A 19,717-nucleotide genomic window follows, 5' to 3' on the forward strand; every position below is an offset into this window, starting at 1 on the left:
TACATCCGTCCTTAGCTGGCCGGCGCGGCAAGCGCGGCATTATAATGATGGACCAAAGCATCCACGGCCGTAGTCGTGAAGTCCGTGATCGGTGTGGTGAAGAAGCCGAAATAGATCGTCAAAGCGGCCAGAACGCCCAGATTGATCCATTCGCGTGTATCCAAATCGGTGGCGATATTCAGCTTCTCATTCGTCATCTCACCAAAGACCACTTTCTTATAAAGGGTCAGCATGTAGACGGCGGAGAAAATGACGCCCAGAGCAGCCCCGGCGGCAACACGCGGATCAACCTGGAACACACCGGCCATGGTCATGATCTCACCCACAAAGCCCGACGTTCCGGGCAGCCCGACATTGGCCATGGTGAAGAGACCAAAGATCGCCGCATAGACCGGCATCTTATGGACCAAGCCGCCATAAAAGGCGATTTCACGGGTATGGAAGCGATCATAGATCACACCAACGCACAAGAAAAGCGCAGCCGAAATCAAACCGTGAGAGATCATCTGGAAGATCGCACCTTGCACCCCGACATCGGTCATGGAGAAAATCCCCATGGTGACAAAGCCCATATGCGCCACAGAAGAATAGGCGATCAGTTTTTTAATGTCTGTCTGACGGAAAGCCACGATGGAGGTGTAGACGATCGCAATGATCGACAAGACGAACACCAAAGGCGCAAACAACTCAGACGCATTTGGGAACATCGGGATCGAGAAGCGTAAGAAGCCATAGCCGCCCAGCTTCAACAAGACACCGGCCAGCAGAACCGAACCGGCCGTTGGGGCCTGAACGTGGGCATCAGGCAACCAGGTATGAACCGGCCACATCGGCATCTTCACCGCGAAAGAGGCAAAGAAGGCCAGCCATAGCCAGGTTTGAACTTGCGCGCCGAACTCAAAGGCTTGCAAGGCTTCGATATCGGTGGTGCCGGCCTGGATGAACATCACAATCATCGCGACCAGCATCAAAATCGAGCCCAGGAAAGTATAGAGGAAGAATTTGAACGCGGCGTAGATCCGGTTCGCGCCCCCCCAGACCCCGATGATCAAGAACATCGGGATCAATGAGCCTTCGAAGAAGATATAGAAAAGGATGATGTCTAGCGAGCTGAAGACCCCCATGATGAGGGTTTCCAGCAGCAAGAAGGCCGCCATGTAATCGGCAACGCGGGTTTCAACCTTCCAGCTGGCCAGCACGCAGATCGGCATCAAGAAACCGGTCAGAACGATCAGCAGAACGGACATGCCGTCTACGCCGAGCTTATAATTGATCCCGACCGCTGAAAGCCAGCTGACTTGCTCAACAAATTGATAGCCCGTAGCCGATTTATCAAAATCCAGCGCCAACCAGCAGGTCAGAATAAAGACAAAGCCCGTTACGAAGAGCGCGGCACCGCGGACATTTTTCTCCATCAAGGTCTGGTCGCTTTTGCGCATGGCAATTTTCAGCGCCAGGATCAAGACCGCCCCAATGGTGGGGAAGAAAGTGATCGCGGAGAGGATAGGAAGTTGGTCTAACATCTTTAATGCGCTCCGGTACCAGCGACGAACCACAAGGTGAGCCCGAGCACCCCGATCAACATCACAAAGGCGTAGTGATAGAGATACCCGCTCTGCAGACGTGCGAGACGACGCGCACTGGCCAGTACAGTGGCCGCGACGCCATTGGGCCCGAAGCCATCAATGATGCGCTGATCACCGACTTTCCATAACAGATCCCCGAGGCCTCGAACTGAGCGCACGAAGAGGAAGTCGTAAATCTCGTCCACATACCATTTATTGGACAAGAAGGCGTGCAGAGGACCGCTTTTCTCGGCAATTCTCGCAGGCAAACCTTCTTTGATGACGTAGAAATAGATCGCCAACACGAAGCCGAACAAGGTCGCGCCAAACGGCATCCACAACACCCAAACCGGGGGATGGTGACCATGATGATCGCCCTCATGAGCCTCTGCACTGTGCTCATCCCCATGAACGCCGCCATGAGTGTCTGTGACAGCGCCATGATCATCGCCATGGCTGGCCTCAGCCTGAGCCACTTCACCATGGGTATCGCCCGCCCCATCATGGCTTTCACCCTGGGATTGCGCACCTACGCCCTGTGCCGTTTCATAAGCGGCTTTGTATTCAGGGTAATTGCCCTCGGCATATGGCCCGGCAGGCAGGCTATCGCCCCAGAAATCAAAGGCATGCTTGCCGACAAAGTGATCTTTGAAGACCGCACCGGCAAAGACCGCACCGACCGCCAGAACCAAGAGCGGGAACAGCAAAATCGGCGTTTCATGAGCATGATCGAGCGTATGCTTGTCGCCGCGATACTTGCCGTGGAAGGTGAAGAACACCAAACGCCAAGAATAGAAGGACGTCAAACCCGCCGCGATGACCCCAATCCAGAAGGCCATCATGCCAAACGGCAAGCCCTCTTGGCCCATCATGAAGGCTTCTTCGATGATCATATCTTTGGAATAGAAACCGGCGAAACCCAAGCCCAGCATCGGAATGCCAACCCCTGTCAGAGCCAAAGTTCCGATCAGCATCATCACCCAGGTCACAGGGACCATGCGGAAAATGCCGCCCATATTGCGCATATCCTGTTCGTGATGGAGGGCATGAATGACCGAGCCCGCCCCTAGGAATAACAACGCTTTAAAGAAGGCGTGCGTGAAGAGGTGGAACATGGAAGCTGAATACAGCCCCAAGCCCGCGGCAAAGAACATATAGCCAAGCTGTGAACAGGTTGAATAGGCAATCACGCGCTTGATATCGTTCTGCGCCAAACCGACGGTGGCGGCAAACAAGGCGGTGAACGCCCCGATAAAGGTAATGAAGGCCGACGTGTTGGGTGCCAGCTCGAAAACAGGATGCATCCGGCACACCAGGAATACACCGGCGGTCACCATGGTTGCAGCGTGGATCAAGGCCGAAACCGGCGTTGGGCCTTCCATCGCGTCTGGCAGCCAGACATGAAGGAAAAACTGTGCCGATTTACCCATTGCCCCAATGAACAAAAGGAAGGCGATCAATTCCAAGGCGTTGAAATTCATGCCAAAGAAGGTGAGGATCGTATCCTGATGCGCGGGAATGGCGGCAAAAATCTCATCAAAGCGAATGGTGCCAAAGATGGTGAAGATCGCCATCACACCGAGTGCCAAACCGAAATCACCAACCCTGTTGGTCACGAAGGCTTTGATCGCGGCATTATTGGCGGAGGGTTTTTTATACCAGAAGCCAATGAGAAGGTAGGACGCAAGACCCACACCTTCCCAGCCGAAGAACATTTGTAGCAGATTGTCCGCCGTCACCAAGGACAGCATGGCAAAGGTGAAAAGCGAGAGATAGGAGAAGAAACGCGCACGATGCGGATCTTCAGCCATATAGCCCCAAGAATAAATGTGCACGAGCGCCGAGACGCTGGTGATCACCACAAGCATCACTGAGGACAGGGTATCCAGCTTGATCGCCCAGGAAAACTCAAACGCGCCCACCGCCATCCAGCGCGCCAGCTCAATCGTGCGTTCATTGCCGCCCAAGGCGACATCAAAGAACATTACGATGGACAACAGCGCCGAGAGCACAACCAGGCCGGTGGTGATGGATTGCGCCACCCGATCACCGATCTGCTTTTGGAAAACCCCTGCGATAATGGCCGCAAGTAAGGGGCCGAAGACAATGACATATGCCATAATGGTAATCAGCCCTTCATCATATTGACGTCTTCAACCGCGATATCGCCGCGGTTACGGAAGAAGACCACGAGAATAGCCAGACCCACGGCCGCTTCCGCAGCCGCCACGGTCAGAATGAACATGGCAAAGACCTGACCCGACAAATCGCCCAGATGGGCAGAGAAGGCCACCATATTGATATTGACCGCGAGCAAAATCAGCTCCACCGACATCAACAAAATGATGACATTCTTTCGGTTCACGAAAATGCCGAACACGCCGGTGGTGAATAAAATCGCCCCAAGCGTCAAATAATGTCCCAGCCCGATCTCTAACATTAGCCGATCCCTTCGCCGGATTTAAGAGTTACCACTTCAATCGCCTCATCCCGGGTCCGGTTGACCTGCGCGTGAATATTCTGGCGCTTGACGCCTTCACGATGGCGCAGGGTCAAGACGATCGCGCCGATCATCGCCACCAACAGCACAAGGCCCGCAGTGATGAAGAAGAAGGCGTAATCGGTATAGATCACCGCACCCAGGGCCGCGATATTGCTGACCCCTTCAGGCGTCGGCGATGCCAGCGTAGCCCCGGTATAGCGATGATCTGCCCAGCTCCATCCCACCAGGGTCAATTCCCCGATCAAGATGAGGCCGATCAGACCGCCGAGCGGCAGATAATCCAAAAAACCTTGCTTGAGCGCCACGAAGTTCACATCGAGCATCATGACCACAAACAAGAACAACACTGCGACAGCGCCCACATAGACAATGACCAAGATCATCGCCAGGAATTCCGCGCCCAAGAGCACGAACAATCCCGCCGCCGAGAAGAAGGTCAGGATCAAGAAGAGCACGGCGTGCACAGGGTTACGCGCGGACACCACCATGAGAGCGGAAATCGCGGCAATACCTGCGAGAATGTAAAAGGCTGCACTTTGCAGCATGAGCGCCCCCATTGGGTCGAACAGTCGCAAGACTTATATCAAGGGGTTCAAAGGATTTTGAACCGGTGGGTGATGCCCCCTCACCTTCATGCGAAGAATCAAGGACACCAGGTCAGTGTGCGTTCGCGAGGGGTTTACCCCTAACGATAGCGTGCGTCGAGTTCCAGATTACGAGCAATTTCACGTTCCCAACGATCGCCGTTTTCTAGCAGGCGCGCCTTGTCGTAATACAGCTCTTCACGGGTTTCGGTCGCAAATTCGAAATTCGGGCCTTCCACGATCGCATCCACGGGGCAGGCTTCCTGACAGAAGCCGCAATAGATGCATTTGACCATGTCAATGTCATAGCGCGTGGTGCGGCGCGATCCATCCTCGCGCGGCTCGGCCTCAATCGTGATGGCCTGGGCCGGGCAAACCGCTTCACACAGCTTACACGCGATGCAGCGCTCCTCGCCATTGGCGTAGCGGCGCAGCGCATGTTGACCGCGAAAGCGGGGACTGAGCGGACCCTTTTCAAAGGGATAGTTGATGGTGGGCTTTTTGCGGAAATAATACCGCATAGCCAGCGCAAACGCCCCCCAGAAATCCATCAGGGCCGCGGCGCGCAAGGTTTGAGCAATTCGGCTCATCGTATTCATCCTACCTTTTAACGTTCAGGCACTTAAGGGGGTTAACCCGCATTAGCGTAGACAACGATACCGCCCATGATGGCCACGGCGGCCAAAGAGGTCGGCAAGAAAATTTTCCAGCCCAGACGCATCAGCTGGTCATAGCGATAGCGCGGGACCAGGGCCTTCACCATGGCGAACATGAAGAAGAAGAACACCACTTTGGCGGCAAACCAGAAGAAGTGCCATGCGCTGGCCAAGGCCACAGGCCAGTTTTCTGCGCCCAGATCAATCGGGGCATTCCAACCGCCCATGAACAACAAGGTCATGAGGGCACACATCAAAACGATGTTGAGATACTCCCCGATCATGAAGAGGAGGTAAGGCGTAGAGCTGTATTCCACCTGATAACCGGCCACCAGCTCTGATTCCGCTTCGGGAAGGTCAAAGGGCGGACGGTTCGTTTCCGCCAGCGCCGAGATGAAAAACACCACAAACATCGGAATGGTCACGAGGAAGGCTGGCCAGGGCAGCAGATCAAAAGAGAAGACGTGCCAATTCCAGAACCCGCCGGCCTGAGCCTCTACCACATCGGTCAAATTCATCGAGCCGACCATCAACAAGACGGTGACGATGACAAAGCCGATAGAGACTTCGTAAGAGACCATCTGCGCGGCCGAGCGCATCGCGCCCAAAAACGGATATTTCGAGTTCGAGGCCCAACCGCCAATGATGATGCCATACACCCCAAGCGATGAAATCGCGAAGATGTAGAGAATGCCGACATTGATGTCTGAAATGACCCAGCCCGGCGCAACCGGAATAACCGCCCAGCCCACGAAGGCGAGCGCGAGGGTCAAGAGAGGGGCAAACAGGAAGAGGAAGCGATCAGCCCCCGCCGGGACCACGATTTCCTTGAAGACGAATTTCAAAAAGTCCGCAAACGATTGCAGAAGACCAAAGGCCCCCACGGTGTTGGGACCTTTACGCATCTGAACCGCGGCCCAGACCTTACGATCAAACAGAAGCAAATACGCCAGCGACAGCAAAAGGACGATCATAAACGCCAGGATCTGACCGAGCGCTAGGAGTGTCCCGATGACAGGGCCGTTATTTTGGACAAATTCATACATCCTGTCTTACTCCGCCGCTTGAACGTGAGGCTTCAAGATCGCAGCAACCTCGCTAGAGCATTGCGCCATCGTCTTGGACGCCCGGGCAATCGGGTTGGTGAGGTAGAAGTCTGACACCGACAGGGCAATCGGGGCATCCAGCACATCGCCATCCGCGCCCAGCTCTGCCGGATCGAAGTCCGCCGCACCCTCTGCGCCCGGCGCGTGATCAATCTGACCAAAGACCGTATGGGCCTCAATCAGCTTGGCACGCAGCGCATTCAAATCATCATAGGGCAAGGTCCGACCCAGACGCGCCGACAGCGCGCGGAAAATCGCCCAATCTTCCTTGGCTTCGCCCTTAGGGAAGACTGCGCGTTCAGCCAGCTGCGCGCGCCCTTCGGTATTGATATAAATGCCGTTTTTCTCGGTATAGGCCGCAGAGGGCAGAACCAGATCCGCCGCATGCGCGCCTTGATCCCCATGCGAACCCACATAGATCGTAAAGACATCGCCCAGATGCGTGGTATCAAACTCATCCGCGCCCAAAAGCACAACCGTATCAAGCTCGCCCTGACCCGCTGCCGCCAAAATGCCTGGGGTATCCAAACCCTCAGCGCCAGGAATAAAGCCAAGATCAAGCCCGGCTACGCGAGAGGCCGCAGTGTGCAGAATGTTGAAGCCATTCCAGCCCTCACCCACCGCACCGACGGCTTTGGCAAGCTTACCGGCCAGGCGCAGGATCTGCGCGCCATCTTCGCGCGCCAAAGCGGCCTGACCCACGATAATCATCGGCTTCTTGGCATCTTTGAGTGTTTTGATGAAGCCTGAACGCTTGCGCGGCAGGCCTTCTAGATCGCTGGCATGAATGCCAAGATGCTCATAGCCATAGGTGAGATCAACCGCTTCGCCAATCAGCGCGACTTGCAGATTATTATGCAGCCAGGCTTGGCGAATACGCTGATTGATGACCGGCGCTTCGGTACGTGGATTAGCCCCGATGATGATCAAGGCATCGGCCTCATCAATTCCGGCAATCGTGGAGTTGAAGAGATAGCCTTGGCGCGGACCACCGCCCAGTTTCGAGCCATCTTGACGGCAATCGAGCGATTTCACGCCGAGCGAGTCAAAGAGGTCTTTCGCCGCTTTCAAGCCTTCAGCATCGTTTAGATCGCCGGCAATCACGCCAATCTTCGACGGATCACCGCCCAGACGGTCTGCTGCCAGGCCCAAAGCCTCATCCCAGCTCGCTGGAGCCAGCTTGCCTTCGCGGCGGATATAAGGCCGGTCCAGGCGTTGACGGCCTAAACCATCCCAAATGAAGCGCGTCTTATCGGAAATCCACTCTTGGTTCACACCTTCGTGGATGCGCGGCATGATGCGCAGAACCGCCCCGCCCCGGCTATCAACACGAATATTCGACCCGGCCGCATCCATCACATCGATGGTTTCGGTCTTGGTCAGCTCCCATGGGCGCGCATTAAAGGCGTAAGGCTTAGAGGTCAGCGCACCTACTGGGCATAGATCAATGACATTGCCTGACAGCTCAGAGGTCAAAGTCTGTTCCAGATAGGTGGTGATTTCCATGTCTTCACCGCGCCCGGCCGCGCCCAATTCGGACACACCGGCAATCTCGGTGGCAAAGCGCACACAGCGCGTACACTGGATACAGCGGGTCATTTCGGTCTTGACCAAGGGGCCCATATATTTGTCTTCAACCGCGCGCTTATTCTCAGCAAAACGCGAGCCCGTACGGCCATAGGCCAGCGACTGGTCTTGCAGATCGCATTCCCCGCCCTGGTCACAGATCGGACAATCGAGCGGGTGGTTGATAAGGAGGAACTCCATCACCCCTTCGCGGGCCTTTTTGACCATGGGTGAGAGCGTATTCATCACCGGGGGCTCACCATTCGGCCCGCCGCGCATATCGCGCACCAAGAAGGCGCAAGACGCGACCGGTTTGGGTGCCCCGACCAGCTCAACCAGGCACATGCGGCAGTTACCGGCCACCGACAGGCGCTCATGATAGCAAAAGCGCGGAATTTCCTTGCCCACTTCTTCAGCGGCCTGCAACAGCGTGTAATGGTCAGGAATGCTGACCTCATGACCGTCAATGACAATCGTGCGGAGATTATCGCTCATGATCTCGCTCTCCTACTCGGCTGCCGCTGAAACAAAGACCGGCTTACCGGCGCGGTAATTGGCAATTCGCTCTTCAATCTCATGGCGGAAATGGCGGATAAGACCCTGCACCGGCCAGGCCGCCGCATCGCCAAGCGCACAAATCGTATGGCCTTCAACCTGGCCCGCCACGTCCAACAGATCATCAATCTCGCTGGTATCGGCTTCGCCGCGCGCCATACGCTCAAGCACACGCCACATCCAACCCGTACCCTCACGGCACGGCGTACACTGGCCACAGCTTTCATGCTTATAGAAATAGGAAATGCGCGCGATGGCTTTGACGACATCGGTGGATTTATCCATCACGATGACCGCAGCCGTGCCCAGACCAGAGCGATGCTCGCGCAGCGCATCAAAGTCCATCAGGACATCGTCGCAAATCTCTTTGGGCAGCAGCGGCACCGAAGATCCGCCCGGAATAACCGCTTTAAGGTTATCCCACCCCCCGCGAACACCACCGCAATGGGTTTCGATGAGGGTTTTCAACGGGATCGACATCACTTCTTCGACATTACACGGCGCATTCACATGGCCTGAAATCGAGAAGACTTTGGTGCCGGTATTATTCGGGCGACCAAAGCTGGCAAACCAATCAGCCCCGCGGCGCAAAATGGTCGGCGCAACGGCAATCGATTCCACATTATTCACCGTGGTTGGGCAGCCATAGAGGCCCGCCCCCGCCGGGAAAGGCGGCTTCATGCGCGGCTGGCCTTTTTTGCCTTCCAGGCTTTCTAACAAGGCGGTTTCTTCACCACAAATATAGGCCCCGGCCCCGTGGTGAATATAAACGTCGAAATCCCAGCCATGGATATTATCCGGACCGATCAGCTTGGCCTCATAGGCTTGCTTGACGGCCGCTTCCATGCGCTCGCGCTCAAGAACGTATTCCCCGCGCAAATAGATATAGCACTTATGGGCCTGCATCGCGAAAGAGGCGATCAAGCAGCCCTCAATCAAATGCTGCGGGTCATGGCGCATGATCTCGCGGTCTTTACAGGTCCCAGGCTCAGACTCGTCCGCATTGACCACCAGATAATGGGGGCGATTGCCCACTTCGCGCGGCATGAAGGACCATTTCAACCCAGTGGGGAAGCCCGCACCGCCGCGACCGCGAAGGCCAGAGGCCTTCATCTGGTCAATGATCCAGCCGCGACCCATTTCCAGGATCTCTTTGGTGCCATTCCAGCTGCCGCGTTCTTTAGCGCCCTCTAAAGTCCAATCATGATGGCCATAGAGATTGGTAAAGATGCGGTCTTTATCTTGGAGAAGCTGCGTCATCAATTAGCCCTCCGCCTTGGCCGGTTCGCTATTGGGAAGCGTGATCGGCTTCGCGCGTGAACCATCATAAAGGCTTGGATCTTTTAAGGTCTCAACAGTGCTCTGGGTCGGCTCAGAGGCATGGCGGCCTGAAATCGGGCCCTGCTTAATCTCTTTACCGGCTTGAAGGTCATCCAGGATTTTCTCCAAACCTTCTGCCGTAAGGTCTTCATAGTAGTAATCACCGGCTTTATTGGCGATTTGAACCATGGGTGCGTTCGCACAAGCCCCAAGACATTCAACCTCTTCCCAGGAGAACTTACCGTCCGCTGAGAGGTTTTCACGCCCCTTCTTGCCAATGCGCTTTTCACACACAGCTTTAAGATCGTCCGCACCGCGCAGCCAGCACGGCGTCGTGCCGCAGACCTGGATCAAATGCTCACCGACCGGGGTCAGGTTGAACATGGTGTAGAAGGTCGCGACTTCATAAACGCGGATATAGGGCATGCCCAGGCGCTCACCGATCAAACGGATCGCCGGCTCGCTGACCCAGCCTTCCTGCTTTTGCGCCAGCCATAACAGCGGAATAACCGCAGAGGCCGCACGATCTTCGGGGTATTTCTTCAGCCAGAATTGAACCTTTTCCTCGCTCTCAGCGGAAAAAGCAAAGCTTTGGGGTTGTTCGGCGGCTAGACGGCGAACACTCATCGGTCAATCTCCCCGAACACGATATCCAGCGAGCCCAAAATGGCAGACACGTCTGCCAACATGTGGCCGCGATTGAGGTAATCCATGGCCTGAAGGTGGGCAAAGCCCGGCGCACGGATTTTCACGCGATGGGGTTTATTGGTGCCATTGCCAACCAGATAGACGCCAAATTCACCCTTTGGCGCTTCGACGCAGGCATAGACCTCACCCTCAGGCACGTGAACACCCTCGGTATAGAGTTTAAAGTGCTGGATCAGCGCTTCCATGGAGCGCTTCATCTCAGCGCGGCGCGGCGGCGCGAACTTGGTGTTCGTCGGCAGAACCTCGCCCTGATTTTCTGGCAGAGACAGCCACGCACAGCACTGCTTCATGATTTTCGCAGACTCGCGCATCTCTTCCATGCGGCACAGATAGCGGTCATAGCAGTCGCCGTTTTTGCCAAGCGGAATGCTAAATTCCAACTCATCATACACTTCATAGGGCTGCGAACGGCGCAAATCCCATGGCATGTTAGACCCGCGCACCAAAACGCCGGAGAAGCCCCAGGCCAGCGCGTCTTCCTTGGTGACCACACCAATATCGACATTACGCTGTTTGAAGATCCGGTTATTGGTCAACAGGGTCTCAAGATCATCCAAAGTCTGAGGAAACTCATCACACCAGTTTGAAATATCATCAATAAGCGCCTGCGGCAGATCCTGGTGAACCCCGCCTGGACGGAAATAATGGGCATGCATGCGCGAGCCTGAGGCGCGCTCATAAAACACCATCAATTTCTCGCGCTCTTCAAAACCCCATAGCGGCGGGGTCAATGCGCCCACATCCATGGCCTGAGTCGTGACATTGAGCATATGCGACAGGATACGGCCAATTTCGCTGTAAAGAACGCGGATATAAGAGGCGCGCTTGGGCACGGGAATGCCCGCCAGCTTCTCAATCGCCAGACAGAAGGCATGCTCCTGGTTCATCGGCGCACAATAATCCAGGCGGTCAAAATAGCCCACGCCCTGAAGATAAGTTTTGTGCTCGAGAAGCTTTTCCGTCCCGCGGTGCAACAGCCCGATATGGGGGTCGACGCGCTCAACCACTTCGCCATCCAGCTCCAGCACCAGACGCAGAACGCCGTGCGCGGCCGGGTGCTGAGGCCCGAAATTGATCGTGAAATTACGGATATCGGTTTCAGCCATGGCGCTACTCCCCCTGGCTCGCGCTGAACGCCGCAACCACTTCAGCACCCGTCATGGTCTTGGTGGCATTGGCGAAAGCATAATAGTCAGGCTTCTCATCGACGAAGACCTGTAAGGTAAAATCGGCCCTTGATGACAAAGGCACCGCCCCGGCGGACACGATGGTCATGGCCTTATCTTTGGTGCGCCAAAAAAGGCTCGACCCGCAAGACTTGCAAAAGACGCGCTCACCCCACTCAGAAGAACTGAAAACGCCCAACGCGCCATCCTTGGTAAAGCTTGGGGTCTCGCACGCTACGCCCATGAAGGGGCCAGCGGCCCAGCTGCGGCACATCGAACAATGACAGGCATCGACATGCTCGTCCTTCAAGACCACCTCAAAGGCGGTCTCGCCGCACAAGCACTGCCCTTGAACCTTCAACGCATCACTCATGAGGCAGATCCTTCGGCCTTCTCATCGCCCGGCAACACATATTTTGCGCCTTCCCAGGGTGAGAGGAAATCAAAGTCGCGGAATTCCTGAACCAACTCAACCGGCTCATAAACCACACGTTTTTGCTCATCATCATAGCGCACTTCAACATAGCCCGAGAGCGGGAAGTCTTTGCGCAGTGGATAGCCGTGGAAGCCATAATCGGTCAGGATACGGCGCAGATCTGGATGACCCTCGAAGAGGATGCCATACATGTCAAACGCCTCACGCTCCAACCAATTGGCGGTGGGATAAACATCCACGGCGCTCTCAACTGCACTCGCCTCATCCGTGGTCGTCGAGACCCGCACGCGATGGTTCAGATGCATGGAGAGGAAGTGATAGACCACCTCAAACCGCTCAGAGCGCGCAGGATAATCCGCCCCGCAAATATCAAGAAGCGTTGTAAAGCGACACGCCGGATCATCACGCAGGAAGCGTAACACCTTCACCACGCGATCGCGGTGAATGCGCACGGTCAATTCCCCATGCTCAACCGACCATTCGCGCACATCCGCCTCAAGGGCTGAGGCAATGTGGGCACCTAATTCATTCAGCGCTTCGCTTTGGCTCACAATACGTCTCGCTTCGTTCACATCAATCCGAATAAGGGCTCAAACGGCTTAGCGCTCGATCGACCCCTCACGGCGAATTTTCTTCTGCAATTGCAAAATGCCATAGACCAGGGCTTCGGCTGTGGGCGGGCATCCAGGAACATAGACATCCACAGGGACTACCCGGTCACACCCACGTACAACCGCATAGGAATAATGGTAATACCCACCGCCATTGGCACACGATCCCATGGAGATCACATAGCGCGGCTCTGGCATTTGGTCATAAACCTTGCGAAGCGCGGGGGCCATTTTATTGGTCAAAGTCCCGGCCACGATCATCACGTCGGATTGGCGTGGGGAAGCGCGCGGCGCAAAGCCCAGGCGCTCAACGTCATAGCGCGGCATGGAGGCTTGCATCATCTCCACCGCACAGCACGCCAGACCAAAGGTCATCCACATCAAAGACCCGGTACGCGCCCAAGTGATGAGATCATCAGCGGCGGCAACCACAAAGCCTTTATCGGCTAAAGCATCGCTGACCCCATCAAAGAAGGGGTCATGCTTTTTCGGGTCATAGTGCGGGGTCGAAACGCGAGCGCCAGAGCCCGCAGGAACGAGGGGTTTCGTCATGGCGATTACTCCCACTCCAGGGCGCCTTTGCGCCACTCATAAAGGAAACCGATAAGAAGAATGCCCAGAAACACCATCATCGACCAAAATGCCGCAATATTGCCTTCAAACACCGGGAAGACCCACGGGAAGAGGAAGGCGACTTCCAAATCGAAGATGATGAAGAGGATGGCCACCAGATAGAAGCGCACATCAAATTTCGTACGCGCATCATCAAAGGCGTTGAAGCCACATTCATAGGTCGAAACTTTTTCCGGGTCGGGATCAGACGGGGCCACGATGAAGGCCGCCAGCATAAAGACCAGTCCCAAACCGGTCGCGATGCCGAGAAAAATCAAGATCGGCAAATATTCGAGCAGAAGCGCATTCATCGGGGCTCGAGCCTTCCTCTGCAAAGACCTGTGGACCGGGAGTAGGAGGGATAAGGGCGAAGGTCATGATTGGAATCAACATGAACCCGCGCACCAGTCCCGGTCGCGATTGAGCCGGAAGCTAGTCCGCTCTGCGCGCGCTCGCAAGGTCTTAGCGCGGTTGTTTTCACTTTATCGGACCTTATTTCACATCTATATTTGCGAATTATTCTCATTTACAATCAAACTCTGTTCATTTCAGCATCATCGAAGACGAATTATCATTGACTCGCGACGGAAAAAATTGAGCCTTCGCGTTAACATTGCGTTGCGGGAGACGACGCAAGCACGTGAACACCGGCGGGGATAACTTTATGAAGCGCAATTGGATGATTGGCTTAGGCCTGGTAATGGGCCTGATTGTCCTCGTATGGATCTTTAATCCCTTTAAGTCCTCCACACCCGGGGGCCTGACAATTGAGACGGTTCAGGTCGAGGAGCGCGATTTAGCGCGCCTTGTCTCCTCGACCGGTCCGATTGCGCCGCTCAACACCGTGGAAGTCGGTTCTCAGCTCTCAGGCCTGGTTCTCTCCCTCCATGCCGATTTTAATTCTGAAGTTTCTGCTGGCGATGTGCTGGCCCAGATCGACCCCCAAACCTTCCAGAGCCGCGTGCGCGAAGCCGAGGCCAATTTAGAGGTTGCCTCCAGCCAGGTCACCGTGCGCGAAGCCAATCTGGTGAGCGCGCGCGCACGCCTTCGCGAGGTGCAAAACGCCTTTGGTCGCGCGCAAGAGCTGGTGGAGCGCGGAACGTATTCACGCGCGCAGTTCGACACCGCCCAGAGTGCGTTTGAAAGCGCTGAGGCCGAGGTTCAAGTCGCCCTCGCCAATCTTCGAAATGCCCGCGCGGGCCTGGATCAGCGCCAAGCCTCCCTTGAAAGTACGCAAGTTGATTTGGATCGTACGGTCATTCGCTCGCCCATTGATGGCGTGGTGATTGATCGCCAGGTCGATGTCGGCCAGACGGTTGCGGCGAGCTTCAATGCCCCTGTCCTCTTCATGATCGCGCAAGATCTTTCACGCATCCAGATCGAAGCCCAGATTGATGAGGCCGATATCGGCCAGATCGAAACCGGCCAAAGCGTCAATTTCCAGGTTGATGCCTATCCCGAGCGCCATTTTGAGGGCGAGGTCAAACAGGTCCGCCTCGCGGCGCAGTCTGAACAGAATGTTGTGACCTATACTGTGGTGATTGAGGCCGATAATCCGGGCCAGCGCCTGCTGCCCGGTATGACGGCGAATGTCAGCATCATCACCGGCGAGGCCAATGGCGCGTTGAGCCTTCCCACAGCTGCACTGCGTTTCACCCCGCGCGGGGCTGCGGAGGCCCTCGTCGATCAATCCGACGGCAATGGCGGGGCCTCCACCGGGCCGGGCGCGAATATCATTGCGCGCTATAGCGAGGCTTTGGCGCTGAGCGAAGAACAGCAACGCGATGCGGTTAATGCGCTCAATCGCGCGTTTGAGGAACAGCGCTCCAGCGCGCCCTGGCGGCGCGGCGGCAATATGCGTGCCATGGTGCGCGATGCCCTGGATGGTGTCCTACCCGAAGACAAGCTGATCCAGCTCTCCGCCTTGATGGCTGAGAACGAAGGCCGGCGTGGCGGCGGTCGCGGCGGCGCGCGCGCGACGGTCTGGGTCAAAACGCCAGAAGGCCGCCTGCGCCCCGTGCGGGTGCGTACCGGGCTCTCTGATGGACAATATACGCAAATCCAGGGCGGTGAGCTTACCCCCACCGATGATGTCGTCATTCGCGTTACCGAGAGCCCAGCCTGATGGGCGCGTTGATCCAGGCACGCGATCTGCGCCGTACCTATCGCATGGGCGGCATGGATGTCCATGCGCTCAGCGGGGTGACACTGGATATCGAGGCCGGGGCCTATGTCGCCGTCATGGGGGCCTCGGGCTCTGGCAAGTCGACCTTCATGAATATGCTCGGCGCGCTCGATCAACCCAGCAGCGGGCAATTGATCATCAATGACATCGCCCTGCATGAGCGCAGCGCCGATGAGCTGGCCGCCTTTCGTAATCAGACCATCGGCTTTGTCTTCCAGCAATTTAACCTGCTGGCGCGTACGACGGCCTTGGATAATGTGGGCCTACCCCTGCTCTATTCAGGTATGGCCACGAAAGAGCGTCATGCCCGCGCCGCACACTGTTTAGAGATGGTGGGCCTGGGCGATCGGATGGATCACCATCCCAGCCAGCTCTCAGGCGGTCAGCAACAAAGGGTCGCGATTGCCCGTGCGCTCGCGAATAATCCGCGCATTCTTCTGGCCGATGAGCCGACCGGTGCCCTCGATAGTCGCACGACCCAGGATGTGATGGCGATTTTTGATCAGCTTAACCGCGAAGGCATCACCCTCATCATTGTGACCCATGAAGATGAGGTTGGGGCCCATGCGCGCCGCCAGATCATTTTCCGCGATGGCCATGTACTGGAGGATCGCCGATGAGCCCGCTTGCCGCTTTTGGCACAGCCCTGACCGCGCTACGCGTCAATGCCCTGCGCAGTTTTCTCGCCATGTTGGGCGTGATTATCGGTGTCGCCGCCGTGATCACCACCGTCTCCATCTCACAAGGGGCCAAGCGCGCCATTGAAGAGCAAATCTCCAGCCTGGGGGCCAATGCGCTGATGATCCGGCCCAATTCCAGCTCTCGCGGGGGACGCCGGGGCGGATTTGGCTCGGGAACGCCGTTTTCCGATGCGGACACGATAGCCCTACGCGATCTGCCTTATCTGGCCGGGGCCTCGGGTACGATTGGCGCATCAGGGACTTTGGTCGTTGATGGCATCAACTGGCCCAGTGATGTCGAAGGGGTGGATGCGGATTATTTCGACATACGCGATATCATCATCGAAGATGGCCGCGCCTTTACCCAGGCCGAGACCGAGGCCCGCGCGCGCGTCGTGCTGCTGGGTAAAACGGTCGAGCGTGAACTCTTTCCCTATGGCGGGGCCATAGGATCCAGCGTCCGGATCAATAACATCCCCTTTGACGTCATTGGCCTGATCGCCTCATCGGGTCAAAGCTCCGGCGGGCGCGACCGCGATGATATTGTTTATGCCCCCGTTTCCACCGTGCGCAGTCGCCTTTCGGGCTTTCGCTATCCCGGAGTGCGCGATCCGGTCAATGCGATCTGGGTCGAAGTGCGCCAGGGCTATGATGTGGAGACCGTCACGGCCCAGCTCACCGACTTTATGACGGCGCAACGCAATCTGCGCATCGGTCAGGAAGCGGACTTTGTTGTCAGCAACTTCGCCGACTTTATTCGCGCACGAAATGAAAGCGAGAAGATGTTCTCCGTCATGCTCGCCGCCGTTGCCGGGGTCTGTTTGTTAGTGGGCGGGATCGGGATCATGAATATCATGCTGGTCTCGGTGACCGAGCGTACGCGTGAGATTGGCTTGCGGCTGGCTGTTGGTGCGCGACCGCGCGATATTCGCAATCAATTCCTGGTCGAGGCGATTGTCTTGTGCTTGGCCGGCGGGCTCTTCGGCCTCGCCTTCGGGGCGGCTGGGGCCTATGGCGTCGAAAAAATTGGTGAGTTTGCCGTTTCGATTGAGCCCATGGTGGCGCTGATCGCAGTCGGGGCCTCCAGCCTGGTTGGGATCATCTTCGGCTTCTATCCGGCCCATCGCGCCAGCCAACTCAACCCCATTGATGCGCTGCGTTATGAATAGGCGCTAAGGCGCTCTTCCATAAAGAAAAGGCCGGGATCGCTCCCGGCCTTTTTGGTTTTAGTCTTGGCTGTCGGCTTTCAAATGACGATCCAGCCAATTGATCACAGTGTGATGCCATTGGATGGAGTTATTCGGGCTCAAGACCCAGTGATTTTCATCCGGGAAGACCAACAACTCAGACTCAATGCCCTGGCGTTGCAGCGCAGTGAACGCCCCCAGGCTTTGCTCGGTCGGTACGCGGAAGTCTTTTTCGCCCTGAATGACAAGCATTGGCGTCTGCCAGTTCTGGACATGGTTCACCGGGTTCCAACGCTCATAAACCTCAGCGTTTTCATAATATGGCCCACCAAAATCCCATTCGGGGAACCACAATTCTTCGGTGGAATAATAGAAGCTGCGCAGATCAAACAGACCATCATGGTTGACCAGGCAGGTGAAGCGATCGGCCCAATTGCCCGCAATCCAGTTGATCATATACCCGCCATAGGAGGCACCCAGAGCACAGACTTTTTCGCTATCGAGCCAGTCATAACGCTCAGTGGCGGCCGCGAGCCCTTTTTGCAGATCTTCTAACGGCTTACCGCCCCAATCTTGATTGATGGAATCGGTGAAGGCTTGGCCATAACCGCTAGAGCCATGGAAGTCGATAAAGACCACCCCATACCCGGCCCCGGCATAGGTTTGCGGGTTCCAGCGATAGGACCACCCTTCAGAGAAGCTGCCCTGTGGGCCGCCATGAATGATAAAGGCCACAGGGTATTCTTCGCCCTCTTCATAGCCCGCTGGCTTCATGACATAGCCATAGACGGTTTCGCCTTCAGCCCCTTCAAAGCTGAACTGCTCATACTCACCCATCTCGATCGCAGCCAGGGCATCCGCATTGACATGGGTCAATTGGCGACGTTCGCCGCCTTCCAGAGGCTGAGCGTACAGATCAGCGGGCGCGGCCAGTGATTGCTCCACATAGACCAGCTGGTCACCGGCCACGGTCGGTGAATTGGCCGACTTGCCTTGCGTGAGGGCCGTCACTTCGCCGCTGGCGACATCGACTTTGAAAATCGGATGGGTGCCGGTATCACCCGCAGAAAGATAAAGGGTCTGGCCATCATCGGAGAAAGCAAAATCAGAGACGGAACGATCCCAATTGGCCGTCAGATTGCGCTTTTCACCGCTTTCCACATCCATCAACCAGATATTGAGCTGATCGGCCTCATAGGTCGCCCGGTCCATGGAGAGCCAGGCCAAAGTCTGTCCATTGGGCGAAACTTGTGGCTGGGTATCCGTGCCCTCACGATCGGGGGTCAAATTGGTAATCTCGCCGCGCCCATCAATGGCGACACGATAAATATCGAGATCGGTGGACCAAGGCTCGCTTGCGCCCGCCTCACGAAGGGCGAAATATACGCTGCGCCCATCGGGAGAGATAGTAAACTCTTCACGCCCGCCAAACGGCACGCTGGGGCTGTCGCCATCCAGAGACCCAGTGAGGTTGACCGGCGCCCCCGCGCTGCCTGAACGATTGAGGCGTGCAGAAAACAGCACATTGCGATCACCGGTTTCCCAGCTATCCCAATGGCGCACAAACATGCGGGTATGCAAAGTTCCAGTATCCAGGCGCTCACCTTGCGCCATCTCATAATCGTGGGCACAGGCCAAATCTTCGCACGCATCAGGCAGGCTGACCGAGAACACGAAATTATGCCCATCCGCGCTCAGGCGCAGATTAGACACTGAGGCTGGATAATCACTAACCTGTTGGGCCTCACCGCCGCGTGCGGCAATGCGCCAGATCTGGGACGAGCCCGAGCGCGTGGAAAGGAAATAGACCCATTGGCCATCCGGGCTCCATTGCGGGTCAAAATCACTCGCGGGGTCCTGGGTCAAACGGCGTGGCTCACCAGCGGCGAGATCCACGACCCAAATATCGCTGCGACCCCGGTCTGCGGCCAGATCGGTTTCGCGCATCACATAGGCCACATGATCACCATTGGGCGAAGCCACCGGACCCATGACGCGGTTAAAATTGGCCAGGTCTTCGACCGTCAGCCCATCGGCAAAGACCGGAGTTGCCATCGCGGCAAAGCTAAAGACGGCCCCGCTTAACAGCGCGCGTTTGGTGTGCTTGGTCATGATATCTCATTCCCCTCAATTTTTTTATGGTCGCTCATCAACCCATTTGGGAGGAGCGGGTCCGACCCAGAAATTAACCGAGTTTGAGATTAAGCGCGAACGCGCCCTTTTCAAGGCGCAAGCCCACCCCGCGCCCTTTGCCCTGGTAGCCTGCGCTGTAAAAGT

Annotated in this window: 18 protein-coding genes; 3 read left to right on the forward strand and 15 right to left on the reverse strand. The window is 56.4% G+C overall.

All coding sequences use genetic code 11. The features are described 5' to 3' along the window. Nucleotides 1-11: 11 nt before the first annotated feature. From H151_RS0111780 to H151_RS0111845, 14 genes are all read right to left on the reverse strand, one after another. Nucleotides 12-1,523, reverse strand: coding sequence for an NADH-quinone oxidoreductase subunit M (locus H151_RS0111780; protein ID WP_019961871.1), 1,512 nt, complete (start codon nucleotides 1,521-1,523; stop codon nucleotides 12-14). A 2-nt stretch (nucleotides 1,524-1,525) separates the two neighbouring features. Further along, nucleotides 1,526-3,685, reverse strand: a complete 2,160-nt coding sequence (gene nuoL / locus H151_RS0111785) for an NADH-quinone oxidoreductase subunit L (protein ID WP_019961872.1) — start codon at nucleotides 3,683-3,685, stop codon at nucleotides 1,526-1,528. A gap of 8 nt (nucleotides 3,686-3,693) precedes the next feature. Then, entirely contained in the window at nucleotides 3,694-4,005 is a 312-nt protein-coding gene (nuoK, locus tag H151_RS0111790) for an NADH-quinone oxidoreductase subunit NuoK (protein WP_019961873.1), read from the reverse strand. After that, nucleotides 4,005-4,613: an NADH-quinone oxidoreductase subunit J gene (locus H151_RS0111795; protein WP_019961874.1), complete on the reverse strand. Its 609-nt coding sequence runs from the start codon at nucleotides 4,611-4,613 to the stop codon at nucleotides 4,005-4,007. The genes nuoK and H151_RS0111795 overlap by 1 nt, the downstream gene beginning before the upstream one ends. Nucleotides 4,614-4,753: 140 nt before the next feature. Beyond that, nucleotides 4,754-5,242, reverse strand: a complete 489-nt coding sequence (nuoI, locus tag H151_RS0111800) for an NADH-quinone oxidoreductase subunit NuoI (RefSeq protein ID WP_026353989.1) — start codon at nucleotides 5,240-5,242, stop codon at nucleotides 4,754-4,756. 41 nt (nucleotides 5,243-5,283) lie between these two features. Further along, the gene (gene nuoH / locus H151_RS0111805) at nucleotides 5,284-6,354 is read right to left on the reverse strand and encodes an NADH-quinone oxidoreductase subunit NuoH (protein ID WP_019961876.1); all 1,071 of its coding nucleotides are present in this window, start codon (nucleotides 6,352-6,354) and stop codon (nucleotides 5,284-5,286) included. 6 nt (nucleotides 6,355-6,360) lie between these two features. Beyond that, nucleotides 6,361-8,475, reverse strand: coding sequence for an NADH-quinone oxidoreductase subunit NuoG (nuoG, locus tag H151_RS0111810; RefSeq protein ID WP_019961877.1), 2,115 nt, complete (start codon nucleotides 8,473-8,475; stop codon nucleotides 6,361-6,363). Between the two features lie 12 nt (nucleotides 8,476-8,487). Continuing rightward, nucleotides 8,488-9,795, reverse strand: a complete 1,308-nt coding sequence (gene nuoF / locus H151_RS0111815) for an NADH-quinone oxidoreductase subunit NuoF (protein ID WP_019961878.1) — start codon at nucleotides 9,793-9,795, stop codon at nucleotides 8,488-8,490. 3 nt (nucleotides 9,796-9,798) lie between these two features. After that, nucleotides 9,799-10,482 carry an NADH-quinone oxidoreductase subunit NuoE gene (gene nuoE, locus H151_RS0111820; RefSeq protein WP_019961879.1) on the reverse strand — a complete coding sequence of 228 codons (684 nt, stop codon included), beginning with the start codon at nucleotides 10,480-10,482 and terminating at the stop codon, nucleotides 9,799-9,801. Next, on the reverse strand, nucleotides 10,479-11,669 hold the full coding sequence (locus tag H151_RS0111825; RefSeq protein ID WP_019961880.1) for an NADH-quinone oxidoreductase subunit D: 1,191 nt from the start codon (nucleotides 11,667-11,669) through the stop codon (nucleotides 10,479-10,481). Before H151_RS0111825 ends, nuoE begins: the two co-directional genes overlap by 4 nt. A 4-nt stretch (nucleotides 11,670-11,673) precedes the next feature. Next, a complete protein-coding gene (locus tag H151_RS0111830; RefSeq protein WP_019961881.1) occupies nucleotides 11,674-12,102 on the reverse strand; it encodes a GFA family protein in 429 nt (142 codons plus the stop codon). Then, nucleotides 12,099-12,716, reverse strand: coding sequence for an NADH-quinone oxidoreductase subunit C (locus H151_RS0111835; RefSeq protein WP_019961882.1), 618 nt, complete (start codon nucleotides 12,714-12,716; stop codon nucleotides 12,099-12,101). The genes H151_RS0111830 and H151_RS0111835 overlap by 4 nt, the downstream gene beginning before the upstream one ends. A gap of 48 nt (nucleotides 12,717-12,764) precedes the next feature. Beyond that, entirely contained in the window at nucleotides 12,765-13,328 is a 564-nt protein-coding gene (locus tag H151_RS0111840; protein WP_019961883.1) for a NuoB/complex I 20 kDa subunit family protein, read from the reverse strand. 5 nt (nucleotides 13,329-13,333) lie between these two features. After that, entirely contained in the window at nucleotides 13,334-13,699 is a 366-nt protein-coding gene (locus H151_RS0111845) for an NADH-quinone oxidoreductase subunit A (RefSeq protein WP_019961884.1), read from the reverse strand. Between the two features lie 353 nt (nucleotides 13,700-14,052). On the opposite strand from H151_RS0111845, the gene H151_RS0111850 reads away from it, so the two are divergent. Genes H151_RS0111850 through H151_RS0111860 form a run of 3 tightly spaced genes read left to right on the forward strand, consistent with a single transcriptional unit; the run spans nucleotide 14,053 to nucleotide 17,422 of the window. Further along, nucleotides 14,053-15,513: an efflux RND transporter periplasmic adaptor subunit gene (locus tag H151_RS0111850; RefSeq protein WP_156823491.1), complete on the forward strand. Its 1,461-nt coding sequence runs from the start codon at nucleotides 14,053-14,055 to the stop codon at nucleotides 15,511-15,513. Beyond that, the gene (locus H151_RS0111855; RefSeq protein ID WP_019961886.1) at nucleotides 15,513-16,193 is read left to right on the forward strand and encodes an ABC transporter ATP-binding protein; all 681 of its coding nucleotides are present in this window, start codon (nucleotides 15,513-15,515) and stop codon (nucleotides 16,191-16,193) included. The genes H151_RS0111850 and H151_RS0111855 overlap by 1 nt, the downstream gene beginning before the upstream one ends. Then, entirely contained in the window at nucleotides 16,190-17,422 is a 1,233-nt protein-coding gene (locus H151_RS0111860; protein WP_019961887.1) for an ABC transporter permease, read from the forward strand. Before H151_RS0111855 ends, H151_RS0111860 begins: the two co-directional genes overlap by 4 nt. 57 nt (nucleotides 17,423-17,479) lie before the next feature. Here H151_RS0111860 and H151_RS0111865 read toward each other — a convergent pair whose 3' ends face one another. After that, nucleotides 17,480-19,552, reverse strand: coding sequence for a S9 family peptidase (locus H151_RS0111865; protein ID WP_019961888.1), 2,073 nt, complete (start codon nucleotides 19,550-19,552; stop codon nucleotides 17,480-17,482). Between the last annotated feature and the right edge of the window lie 165 nt (nucleotides 19,553-19,717).

Origin of the sequence: Woodsholea maritima DSM 17123 (assembly GCF_000382325.1) — a bacterium.
In the GTDB taxonomy this organism is placed as follows: domain Bacteria; phylum Pseudomonadota; class Alphaproteobacteria; order Caulobacterales; family Maricaulaceae; genus Woodsholea; species Woodsholea maritima.

Excerpts from the sequence above, each read along its gene's own strand:
- H151_RS0111850 (WP_156823491.1), top strand. The coding sequence starts at position 14,053 with ATGAAGCGCAATTGGATGATTGGCTTAGGCCTGGTAATGGGCCTGATT.
- H151_RS0111780 (WP_019961871.1), bottom strand. The coding sequence starts at position 1,523 with ATGTTAGACCAACTTCCTATCCTCTCCGCGATCACTTTCTTCCCCACC.
- H151_RS0111795 (WP_019961874.1), bottom strand. The coding sequence starts at position 4,613 with ATGCTGCAAAGTGCAGCCTTTTACATTCTCGCAGGTATTGCCGCGATT.
- nuoG (WP_019961877.1), bottom strand. The coding sequence starts at position 8,475 with ATGAGCGATAATCTCCGCACGATTGTCATTGACGGTCATGAGGTCAGC.
- nuoI (WP_026353989.1), bottom strand. The coding sequence starts at position 5,242 with ATGAGCCGAATTGCTCAAACCTTGCGCGCCGCGGCCCTGATGGATTTC.
- nuoF (WP_019961878.1), bottom strand. The coding sequence starts at position 9,795 with ATGACGCAGCTTCTCCAAGATAAAGACCGCATCTTTACCAATCTCTAT.
- nuoH (WP_019961876.1), bottom strand. The coding sequence starts at position 6,354 with ATGTATGAATTTGTCCAAAATAACGGCCCTGTCATCGGGACACTCCTA.
- H151_RS0111855 (WP_019961886.1), top strand. The coding sequence starts at position 15,513 with ATGGGCGCGTTGATCCAGGCACGCGATCTGCGCCGTACCTATCGCATG.
- H151_RS0111860 (WP_019961887.1), top strand. The coding sequence starts at position 16,190 with ATGAGCCCGCTTGCCGCTTTTGGCACAGCCCTGACCGCGCTACGCGTC.
- H151_RS0111830 (WP_019961881.1), bottom strand. The coding sequence starts at position 12,102 with ATGAGTGATGCGTTGAAGGTTCAAGGGCAGTGCTTGTGCGGCGAGACC.
- nuoL (WP_019961872.1), bottom strand. The coding sequence starts at position 3,685 with ATGGCATATGTCATTGTCTTCGGCCCCTTACTTGCGGCCATTATCGCA.
- H151_RS0111825 (WP_019961880.1), bottom strand. The coding sequence starts at position 11,669 with ATGGCTGAAACCGATATCCGTAATTTCACGATCAATTTCGGGCCTCAG.
- H151_RS0111845 (WP_019961884.1), bottom strand. The coding sequence starts at position 13,699 with ATGAATGCGCTTCTGCTCGAATATTTGCCGATCTTGATTTTTCTCGGC.
- H151_RS0111840 (WP_019961883.1), bottom strand. The coding sequence starts at position 13,328 with ATGACGAAACCCCTCGTTCCTGCGGGCTCTGGCGCTCGCGTTTCGACC.
- H151_RS0111865 (WP_019961888.1), bottom strand. The coding sequence starts at position 19,552 with ATGACCAAGCACACCAAACGCGCGCTGTTAAGCGGGGCCGTCTTTAGC.
- nuoE (WP_019961879.1), bottom strand. The coding sequence starts at position 10,482 with ATGAGTGTTCGCCGTCTAGCCGCCGAACAACCCCAAAGCTTTGCTTTT.
- nuoK (WP_019961873.1), bottom strand. The coding sequence starts at position 4,005 with ATGTTAGAGATCGGGCTGGGACATTATTTGACGCTTGGGGCGATTTTA.